1 protein-coding gene is annotated in these 877 nt (G+C 66.2%); it reads left to right on the top strand.

Features of this window, described 5'->3' with window-relative positions:
* Nucleotides 1-877: nitrate/nitrite transporter (locus tag MOV61_RS30080; RefSeq protein ID WP_247139199.1), on the top strand; the 877-nt coding region annotated here is incomplete at both ends.

Below are 877 nucleotides of genomic sequence, written 5' to 3'. Positions count from 1 at the left end.
CGCATGGTCACCGGCTTCGCGCTGGCCGGCGTCTACCCGCCGGCGCTGAAACTCGTCTCCACCTGGTTCATTTCCGGACGTGGCCTGGCGCTGGCCGGCGTCATCGGCGCGATCACCGCCGGCTCGTCGCTGCCGCACCTCTTCCGCGGCATGTCGTCGGCGGTCGACTGGCACAATGTCGTCCTCTCATCGAGCGGTGCGACGCTGGTCGGCGCCGTCGTTCTCCTCCTCTTCACCCGTGAAGGCCCCTATCCGTTCGGCAAGGCGCTGTTCGACCCGCGCCAGATCGGCCGGGTGCTGAAGGATCGCAACCTGCTGCTCGTCAACGGCGGTTATCTCGGCCATATGTGGGAACTTTATGCCATGTGGGCCTGGCTGCTTGCCTATCTGACCGCAGCCCTCGACAAGGGAGGAACCGGCATCAGCAGCGAAGCCTCGCTGCTCACCTTCATCGCCGTCGCATCAGGCGTGTTCGGCTGTTTCGCTGGCGGCGTGCTCTCGGACCGTTTCGGCCGTACCGCCACCACCGCCGGCCTGATGATCGTCTCCGGCGCCTGCGCCCTGAGCATCGGCTTCGTCTTCGATGGCCCCTTCTGGCTGCTGGCGCTGGTGGTGATCGTCTGGGGCATTTCGATCATCGGAGATTCGGCGCAGTTCTCCGCCGCCGTCACCGAGCTTGCAGACCGCAACTACATCGGCACGGCACTATCGCTGCAGATGGGCATGGGGTTCGCGCTGACCATTTTCATGATCTGGCTGATGCCGCATCTGGCCGCACTGCTGGGCGGCTGGCGCTGGGCGTTCGTGTTGCTGGCGGTCGGGCCAATCTGCGGCGCCGCCTCGATGCTGATCCTGCGCCGCAGGCCGGAGGCCGTAC

Origin of the sequence: Neorhizobium sp. BETTINA12A (assembly GCF_023006485.1) — a bacterium.
Taxonomy (GTDB): domain Bacteria; phylum Pseudomonadota; class Alphaproteobacteria; order Rhizobiales; family Rhizobiaceae; genus Neorhizobium.
Note: the sequence above shows the minus strand (reverse complement) of the source record. Positions and strands in the feature narration are given on the sequence as shown.